We start from the raw sequence: 8,786 nt of genomic DNA on the forward strand, positions 1-8,786 counted from the left end.
TTTTTCAGCTTAAAATCAATGCCTGTTCTGCTTTTATCAAAAGTTTCCAAGCCTTAAGACCTTCTTTTCTTTTCACGGATTCTACGAAAAAAATCACTTAACAGCCTGCCGCATTCCTCCCCCAGAACACCGCTAATAACCTCACTTTGATGGTTAAACCTTTCATCCGTCAACAAATTCATCAACGTTCCCGCACAGCCGGCCTTCGGATCAGATGCACCATATACAACCTTTTTTACCCTGGATAAAATAATGGCTCCGCTGCACATCGGGCAAGGCTCCAATGTGACATATAACTCAGCCTCTTCCAGTCTCCAGGTTCCCAACTTTTTACAAGCTGATTCAATAGCCAGCAATTCCGCATGGGCCACAGCGTTTTGATCCGTTTCTCGCTTATTATGGGCGGCAGCTACCACTTTATCATTGAGTACAACGACTGCTCCAATGGGTACTTCCTTCATCTCTTCAGCTTTCTTTGCTTCAGCAATCGCCAATTGCATATACTTTTCTTCTCTTTCCATTTGTATCTCCCTAATCGACTCTAATTAGAACATTGGTTGGTCTTTTATTTTTACATAATACATACAATGGGACAAGGAGAATGTTATATTTTGATCAGCCTAAGGAGGAAAAACATGCAGATTCATGTTGTCGAGCCCAATGAGACATTGAACTCGATTGCCTCTCGTTATAATATTGCACCGGCCATTATAGCTGATGCGAACCAACTACCCAATCCCAATCAACTCGTTGTCGGTCAGGCAATGGTCATTCCGATATTCGGACAGTTTTACTGGGTCCAGCCTGGTGACAGCCTTTGGGCCATAGCCCAAAGATTTGGGATATCCTATCAGGAGCTGGCACGAATCAATGGTATTCAAGTCAATCAACCCATACGAGTCGGCATGCGGCTTTATATTCCACAAAGACCCAAAAGGGATGGTGAATTTCTCGCTTATGTGGAACCCCGGCGAGTAGGGGAAGTTTCTCCAGCGCTAGAGTCAAGTGCAAGGGAAGCATCACCCTATTTAACCTACCTGGCCCCCTTTGCCTATTTACCGAAGCGGGACGGATCATTGGATCCTCCAAAGTTAAACAGATTTCCTGAAATAGCCGAAACAAACAATACATCCCTCGCCATGGTACTGGCTAATCAGGAGGAAGGGCAATTTAATACAGAATTGGTCCATATCCTCCTTACGAACGAACAGATCCAAACAACTTTTTTAAATAATATCGTCAGTGAGGCGAAACGGGTCGGTTTTACAGATATACATTTTGACTTTGAAAGAATAGCGGGCGAGGATAGGGAGGCATATAATAATTTTCTTCGCAGGGCAAGAGATCTCTTTCACAAGGAAGGGTATATCATTTCAACTGCTCTAGCTCCAAAAACAAGTGCGACACAAATAGGTGAATGGTATGAAGGACATGATTATAAGGCGCATGGAGAAATTGTTGATTATTCATTGATTATGACGTATGAATGGGGATACAGCGGAGGTCCCGCCATGGCTGTATCTCCTATCGGCCCTGTAAGGCAAGTGCTGGAGTACGCCATTACCGAAATGCCTTCGGAAAAAGTGATGATGGGGCAAAATCTTTACGGCTACGATTGGACGCTCCCTTTTGTAAAGGGGACGACAGCAAAAGCCGTCAGTCCCCAGAGGGCCATTCAAATTGCCGCAGAAAACAATGCAGCCATAGAATATGATTCAACCGCACAGGCACCATTTTTCCATTATACAGACCAAGAAGGAAAGCAACATGAAGTATGGTTTGAAGATGCTCGGTCCATTCAGGCAAAATTTGATCTTGTAAAAGAACTGAACCTTCGTGGGGTCGGATATTGGAAGCTGGGTCTGCCTTTTCCTCAAAACTGGCTGCTGATCACGGATAATTTTAATGTAGTGAAAAAATAGCCGAAAAGAGCGGCCCAGAAGCTGGAGCCGCTTTTTATATCAGGTGAACAGCTCATAAAAATTGAATGATGGAGCCATTTCCCTAATTATTGTATGAACCGTTTGATCTTTTATGAAATTACTTCTTTATTCCTCATATATGGACGGAGCACTTCCGGAATTTCTACCGTACCGTCTGCTCGCTGATAGTTTTCCAAGATGGCGGCAACCGTTCTTCCGACCGCTAATCCGGAGCCGTTCAGCGTATGTACATGCTGCGGCTTGGCCTTCGGCTCAGAGCGGAAGCGGATATTCGCCCTTCTTGCCTGAAAAGCCTCAAAGTTTGAGCAAGAAGAAATCTCCCGGTACGTGTTATAGCTTGGGATCCATACTTCCAGGTCATATTTTTTTGCGGCTGTAAAGCCTAGGTCTGCCGTACACATGCTCATGACGCGATATGGCAACTTAAGCAGTTGAAGCACTTTTTCAGCATGACCGGTCAATTTCTCAAGCTCATCGTAAGAATCCTCCGGCTTTACAAATTTGACCAACTCCACCTTATTAAACTGGTGCTGACGGATCAATCCCCTTGTATCACGGCCCGCGGATCCAGCTTCTGACCGGAAACAGGCGCTGTAGGCGGCATAGTTTAAAGGCAGCTGCGCACCATCAAGAATCTCATCCCGATGATAATTAGTCACCGGAACCTCCGCGGTTGGAATCATGAAAAAGTCCTCGCTTTCAATATGAAAGGCATCCTCCGCAAATTTCGGCAGTTGGCCGGTTCCTGTCATGCTGGCACGGTTCACCAAATAAGGTGGAAGTATCTCTTCATAGCCATGCTCTTCCACATGAAGATCAAGCATGAAATTGGCTAGAGCTCGCTCCAGCCTTGCTCCCAGCCCTTTATAAAATACAAAACGGCTTCCTGTTACTTTTGCTGCTCTTTCAAAATCCAAAATACCTAAATCCGCTGCCAAGTCCCAATGCGGCTTCGGTTCGAATGAAAACTCGCGTACCTCTCCCCATTTACGGATTTCAACATTGTCTTCTTCCGTTTCTCCAACCGGAACACTTTCATGCGGTATATTCGGAATAGACATTAGGATCTTTTCCAATTCATCTTCAGCACGACGAAGCTCCCCGTCCATCTGCTTGATTTGCTGCCCTACTTCTCTCATTTCGACAATCAAATCATCCGTATTCTGCTTATCCTTTTTCAATTGGGCAATTTTTTCGGAAACTTCATTCCTTCTGCTTTTCAATTTTTCTGCCTGAACAATTATTCCCCTGCGCTTTTGATCCAACTCCTCAAACTTGTCCAAATCCCCCAAATCTTCGCCGCGGTGTTGCAGCTTCTTTTTCACTTCTTCTAAATTTCCACGAAGTATTCTTATCTCCAACATGATAATCAACCTCCAAATAGTTTTTTACTTAAAGAAAGTATAAAATTAGATGAAACTTTTACTCGAATGTTGATGGGATATATAGCTCCATCGACTAGCAGACTTCGTGCATTCTCCTACGTTAAGTCAACATCGGCTCCGACGTACAGGAAGTACTAGTGCAAGCGAAGCGACAGGACGTCGCGCTCTGAGCCTGCCGACGTACAGGATGTACTAGTGCAAGCGAAGCGACAGGACGTCGCGGCCTGAGCCTGCCGACGTACAGGAAGTACTAGTGCGAGCGAAGCGGCAGGATGTGGAGGCCTGAGGCGCCGTGTTTCCTTTATCTCGTTGAAGTCACTCCAGTCTGTACGTCGATAAACAGGCGCTTTCGCTTTTCTCAAAAAAACAAAAAAACTCCCAATCCCAGAAGGGACGAGAGTTTACCCGCGTTGCCACCCAAATTGAAAGCATACATGCTTTCCTCTTCATTGGATAACGGGTGTGACCCGAAAATGCTTACTAGCACCGGCATTCGGCATTTTTGCTCAAGGAGGGATTCACAGGCTGCGCTACCGGTTTTCACCAGCCACCGGCTCTCTGACAAACGCTTCACCTGTTACTATTTCCTTTCAACACAGTCGCTCATATCAATTTTCTGATACTATACTATATCCTATACCTAAATGCAAACTTTTTCTAAAAAATCGCTATAATTTAGAACCAACCCTTGACTGTTTTGGCTGCACTGTGCCATACATCACCGAAAAAACCGCCGATGCTTCTCATAGAAAGGATAAACCAATTTGCTTTGTCTATCTTCTCGGTTGTCACAATATTGGCTGAAGCAGGTTTGCCGATATATCCATAATCGGTTTCCCCTTCATATTTTGTTTCCAGAGTTCCAACCTTTTCACCTTTCTTGACAGGTGCAGTTAATTGTCCGTCCTTATTCAAAACCTTTTTATCCACTTTGAATTCAGGCTTGTACGACTTCTCTTCTCCATTTTTTAAGACAACCTGGATAGGAGCATCCGATTGAATGGAAACCTTCTTCTCTTTTCCATTTATAACAGGGAGGGAATCGTGCCCTTTTACTTTATATTTATCAGGATAGATCTCTTTCATAGAAAAATTATTGAAAGCATAGTCCATCATTTTTTTTGTTTCGACAAAACGGGAATCATAATTACCTTTTCCGTTTTTACCTTTGGCATTCATGACAACAGTTATGATCCTCATGTCGTTTTTCTTTGCAGTTCCCGTAAAACAGTAGCCTGCAAAGTCCGTTGTACCTGTTTTTAAGCCGTCGACTCCTTCATAACCGAAAATAAGGGAGGGCAGCATCCAGTTCCAGTTTTTCATTTTTCCGGGCATCCCTGGGAAATCCTTTTCGGGAATGCTTGTTGTTTCAAGAACTTCAGGGTAATCATTCAAAAGCCTTGAACCCAATTTTGCCATGGCCCGCGCCGACATGATGTTTTCATCATCAGCATCAGTTCCTTCAGGATGTTTTCCTTTTAAATCCTTGTTATTTAATCCTGTTGAATTGACAAATTTATAATTTTCCAATCCAAGTTCTTTAGCCTTGGCATTCATCATATTAACGAATTTTTTTTCAGAGCCTGCAATTGCCTCCGCAAGGGCAATCGTCGCTCCATTGGCCGAATAAATGGCCATAGCTTCATATAATTGTCTAATTGTATACTTTTTTCCAGCCTCAAGCGGGACATTCGACAGATTGGTATCTATAGAAACTTCATGAACATAATCACTGATCACCTGTTGCTGATCCCATTTGATTTTTTTATCCTTAATTGCTTCAAACATTAAATACTCGGTCATCATTTTGGACATGGATGCTATTCCGAGTGCAGTATCTTCATTTTTTGCATATAAAATTTTCCCTGTGCTTGCTTCTACAACAATTGCTGCATCTGCATGAATGTCCAATGTATCTTCGGCAGAAGCATTTGCAGGTATGCTTAATGTACTGATTAACATGATGGCCATGACGAAGAAAGCTATAAACCGTTTATGCGCTCGTTTTTTCAAAAGTAGACCCTCCAAATATTATGTACCCGTTTGTCATTTTAACATAGTTGGTTATGGATGGATAGGTTGTAAATATGTCATTTCCATTACGGTAGAAGTTTATAAAATAAACTATAATTTCACAAAAAACACAGAAATCTTGGTTATTCAATTACAGGAAAAAAATACCATTCTTTTTGGTGGGGAAGAGAAATTAAATGTAGATAACAACAACATGATAACATTAAAAATTGGATGATAATCTAGCTATTAAATCTTTAAAATATCTTCTCAAAAGCAAGGCCATTTTCTTACATATTTTATTACCATATTCCTCCATTACATCTGCTATTACAGTAGTTCCATCATTTAAATATAAATACAAAGTGTTATAGCAAATTCATTTTGACAATTTGCAGCAGTAACGATGTTATTTTCCTCTATTTATGTGAACATTTACGGCAACTATCATCTAATACTTACAACCCTCGTCGTGGTGGTTTCCTGTTTTTTCCTTAAAAAAGAAATAAAAAAACCCCTGGAGAAAATGATTTCATCCAGGGGTTTTAGCCACACATATTGATTTCTCTTTATGACAATGAATAGTTTGGTGCTTCTTTTGTAATCTGCACTTGGTGCGGATGGCTTTCGCGCAAACCGGCGCCAGTCATTTTTATAAATTGGGATTGCTCGCGGAAATTTTTGAGATTGGCCGCTCCGCAGTAACCCATACCCGCTCTGAGTCCGCCAGTCAACTGGAACAGCGTATCCGCAAGGGGTCCTTTATATGGAAGGCGCCCTTCAATTCCCTCAGGAACAAACTTCTTCGCATCTTCTTGGAAATAACGGTCTTTCGATCCCTTTTCCATTGCTCCTTCGGAGCCCATCCCACGGTAAACCTTAAAGCGTCTTCCTTGGAAAATTTCCGTTTCTCCTGGGCTTTCAGATGTTCCGGCAAGCAAGCTGCCAAGCATGACGGCATGTCCGCCTGCAGCAAGTGCTTTAACGATATCCCCGGAATATTTGATACCGCCATCTGCGATAATTGTCTTGCCATGTTTTCTTGCTTCTGTAGCACAGTCATAGATTGCTGTAATCTGCGGTACTCCGACCCCGGCGACAACTCGTGTCGTACAGATAGAACCAGGTCCAATCCCGACTTTGACAACATCAGCTCCTGCTTCGTAAAGTTCACGTGTTGCTTCAGCTGTCGCTACATTTCCTGCAATGATATTAAGATTCGGATACTGCTCTCGTATTTCCCGGACAGTATCTATAACGCCTTTTGAATGGCCATGTGCTGTATCAACTACAATTGCATCAACTTGTGATTTTACCAGCTGCTCTATCCTTTTGAATGTATCTTTTGATACCCCGACAGCAGCGGCAACAAGAAGTCTTCCTTTATCATCTTTTGCTGAATGCGGGAATTCAATCACTTTTTCAATATCCTTGATGGTGATCAGGCCTTTTAGTACACCGTCCTCATCAATAAGAGGGAGTTTCTCAATCCGATGTTCCTGAAGAATTTTTTCTGCTTCCTCCAAGGACGTTCCAACCGATGCTGTCACCAAATTTTCCTTGGTCATAACATCTGTAATCGGCAGGGAATAATCCTGAATAAAACGCATATCCCGGTTCGTAATAATGCCAACTAATTTTCTGTCTTCTTCATTATTTACAATGGGTACGCCGGAAATTCGGTATTTTGCCATGAGATGCTCCGCATCAAACACCTGGTGTTCTGGGGTGAGGAAAAATGGGTCAGTAATCACTCCGCTTTCGGAGCGTTTCACCTTGTCCACTTCTTCTGCCTGCCGTTCAATGCTCATATTTTTATGAATGACTCCAATTCCGCCTTGGCGCGCCATCGATATGGCCATGGATGCTTCCGTTACAGTGTCCATGCCTGCACTGATAATAGGAATATTTAAACGAAGAGTATCAGTCAACTGTACTTTGATATCGACATCTTTTGGCAAAACTTCGGATTTTGCCGGGATTAACAAAACATCATCAAACGTTAACCCTTCTTTAGCAAACTTAGATTCCCACATTTTTTTGTCCCCCTGCCCAAAATATTATTAGTAGGTTATCAATTGGTTAAAATACTGTCAAGGAATAAAGATGATGTTCAACTTTTCAAATTATTCGGAGGTGGTTTTTCTGCTCAAACTTAACGAGATATGGCTGCAGTACAGTTATTTTCAATCTGCCTCCACCGTACAATTTTATTTAAAGAACTGTTATTTCCACCTGGATATCTCGGAAGCCGAAAGGAAAAGTTACGATAATTGTTACCCTTTCATGTACTATTTAGAACAGGCGCAAATTTACTACAAACAGGCTTCATCCTCCCCTTTTTCGATAAAACCAGTTCTTCTGTTTTACGGATTCGTTCATTTAATCAAAGCCGGTCTGCTCACCGTCGATCCGTATTATCCTAGCTCGACTTCTGTCTTGGCCCACGGAGTAACAACGAGAAAAAGGAAAAAAAGAAATTACCAATTTTTTAACGACGAAGTAAAAATTCAAAGGAACGGACTGTGTACGCACTTTGCCGAAAAAATATTCAAGATAGACCATCTTGAAGGAGAAAAATTTAAAATGGGAGATTTACTTGCCCTCATTGCAGAGCTTGATGATTTAAATCTTTTTATTCATCATAAAAGAAATATCGTTTTATTCGATAAAGTGAACAGCGATTGGTACATACCTCCGGATTTGGCGTATGCTTATCATATGAATGAGGAGCGATTGAAGCTTTTTCTTGAAGAAAAAAGTGGAGGAAATATCTATTGGAAGCCAAATGAATTATCGATTGATGGAAAACGATCAGAACTGAACCCTCCCTTCCGATACCATATCTTTAAAGAACAATATGGTATTAATACTTCCCTTGAACAAATCAGTTGCATTCCAGATCTCATGATACATTACTTACTATTGTATAATTTGAGCATGATTGCTAGGTATGAAACTGAATGGTGGTTCGATTTGATCAAAACTGCTGCAGATGATACTTACCCATTTATCCATACTTTTTTGGAAATAACAGAGATAAAATGCCCAAGAATGATTTATCATTTCTTAATGAAAAGGTGCACATTATAACAAATGATAAGTATGGAAAGAAATAAACGTGGAATGTGCGTTTCTCGTTGATATTTTTGATATGCTATTGACTTTGGCTACAAAACTAAGATTGCTCTGACCTCACCATAATTCAACGCTTTATTTATACTTGCGATATTAAAAAACACAAAAAAACATGAAGTCCATTGACTCCATGTTTTTTATTGCCCGGCGACGTCCTGCTCTCACAAGGGGAAGCCCCTCACTACCATCGGCGCTGAAGAGCTTAACTTCCGTGTTCGGGATGGGAACGGGTGTGACCTCTTCGCTATCGCCACCAGACTATTTATTTAGAAAGGGATTCATTCCCTCAAAACCAGATAAGAGAAGA

The 8,786-nt window shown here is 41.8% G+C and carries 6 protein-coding genes, 1 rRNA gene and 1 other annotated feature; of the genes, 2 read left to right on the forward strand and 5 right to left on the reverse strand.

Annotated features, from left to right (window positions below):
* Nucleotides 1-53: 53 nt before the first annotated feature.
* Nucleotides 54-521, reverse strand: a complete 468-nt coding sequence (gene tadA, locus C509_RS0119315) for a tRNA adenosine(34) deaminase TadA (protein ID WP_018708580.1) — start codon at nucleotides 519-521, stop codon at nucleotides 54-56.
* A 114-nt stretch (nucleotides 522-635) separates the two neighbouring features.
* Here tadA and C509_RS0119320 point away from each other — a divergent pair, with 114 nt between their 5' ends.
* On the forward strand, nucleotides 636-1,922 hold the full coding sequence (locus C509_RS0119320; protein WP_018708581.1) for a glycoside hydrolase family 18 protein: 1,287 nt from the start codon (nucleotides 636-638) through the stop codon (nucleotides 1,920-1,922).
* 110 nt (nucleotides 1,923-2,032) lie between these two features.
* On the opposite strand, the gene serS is transcribed toward C509_RS0119320, so the two are convergent.
* From serS to guaB, 3 genes are all read right to left on the reverse strand, one after another.
* Entirely contained in the window at nucleotides 2,033-3,307 is a 1,275-nt protein-coding gene (serS, locus tag C509_RS0119325; RefSeq protein ID WP_018708582.1) for a serine--tRNA ligase, read from the reverse strand.
* A 407-nt stretch (nucleotides 3,308-3,714) separates the two neighbouring features.
* Nucleotides 3,715-3,931, reverse strand: a binding site (T-box leader).
* Between the two features lie 72 nt (nucleotides 3,932-4,003).
* On the reverse strand, nucleotides 4,004-5,299 hold the full coding sequence (locus tag C509_RS0119335; protein WP_083934630.1) for a serine hydrolase: 1,296 nt from the start codon (nucleotides 5,297-5,299) through the stop codon (nucleotides 4,004-4,006).
* A 611-nt stretch (nucleotides 5,300-5,910) separates the two neighbouring features.
* A complete protein-coding gene (gene guaB, locus C509_RS0119340) occupies nucleotides 5,911-7,377 on the reverse strand; it encodes an IMP dehydrogenase (RefSeq protein WP_018708585.1) in 1,467 nt (488 codons plus the stop codon).
* 73 nt (nucleotides 7,378-7,450) lie between these two features.
* Here guaB and C509_RS0119345 point away from each other — a divergent pair, with 73 nt between their 5' ends.
* Nucleotides 7,451-8,434 (forward strand): YaaC family protein, encoded by a 984-nt coding sequence (locus tag C509_RS0119345; protein WP_018708586.1) that lies wholly within the window; start codon nucleotides 7,451-7,453, stop codon nucleotides 8,432-8,434.
* Between the two features lie 187 nt (nucleotides 8,435-8,621).
* Here C509_RS0119345 and rrf read toward each other — a convergent pair.
* Nucleotides 8,622-8,737, reverse strand: a 5S ribosomal RNA gene (rrf, locus tag C509_RS0119350).
* Nucleotides 8,738-8,786: the final 49 nt, after the last annotated feature.

Source organism: Siminovitchia fordii DSM 16014 = CIP 108821, assembly GCF_000374565.1.
GTDB lineage: Bacteria > Bacillota > Bacilli > Bacillales > Bacillaceae_C > Siminovitchia > Siminovitchia fordii.